We start from the raw sequence: 576 nt of genomic DNA on the forward strand, positions 1-576 counted from the left end.
TACTGCCAATATTCTTGTTGGTACTGCTCATTCCTGATTTGGCTATTACGACAAAGAGATGGCATGACCGCAACAAATCGATTTACTGGTTAGGCTTGAATATTCCTTTGGTGATTGGTCGCATCGCAACGCCGATGACAAGCCCAATGGCGCAAGAGCCTTCAACGCCACAGCTGTTCATTGCTTCGATTTCATTAATTTGTGGGCTTTGGATTTTGATTGAGTGTGGTTTTTTGAAAGGCACATCAGGCCCGAATAAATACGGTCCTGAGCCACAGTGATTTATGAATGTGGGAGTCTGCCTAAGGTGTGACTCTCACATCAGTAGAAATCGTTTCTGTTGAAGGCGACTACGTTGTCTGTCTTAACCGACGTCGCTTTTCCTTGTAATGCTTCTCTGAACTTCGTGACTTGTTTTTGTAGTTCATTCATTAGCACGACGTTGGTGTGATGAGGGTTTTTACAGTTGCGAATCACACGATCAATATGGCTTTGCTGAGCCCATAAGCGTGGTCGCATCATTTCTGATGCGCTTTCTATCATTTCTTTTGCCATCTCGTGGCGAAATTGTTCAAA

2 protein-coding genes are annotated in these 576 nt (G+C 43.9%); one reads left to right on the forward strand and one right to left on the reverse strand.

Annotated features, from left to right (window positions below):
* Nucleotides 1-281, forward strand: a 281-nt coding sequence (locus tag R7Q48_RS29555) for a DUF805 domain-containing protein (protein ID WP_318133931.1), incomplete at its 5' end; no start/stop codon positions are given.
* A 40-nt stretch (nucleotides 282-321) separates the two neighbouring features.
* On the opposite strand, the gene R7Q48_RS29560 is transcribed toward R7Q48_RS29555, so the two are convergent.
* Nucleotides 322-576, reverse strand: a 255-nt coding sequence (locus R7Q48_RS29560) for a DUF3135 domain-containing protein (protein ID WP_318133933.1), incomplete at its 5' end; no start/stop codon positions are given.

Source organism: Vibrio sp. 378, from assembly GCF_033339435.1.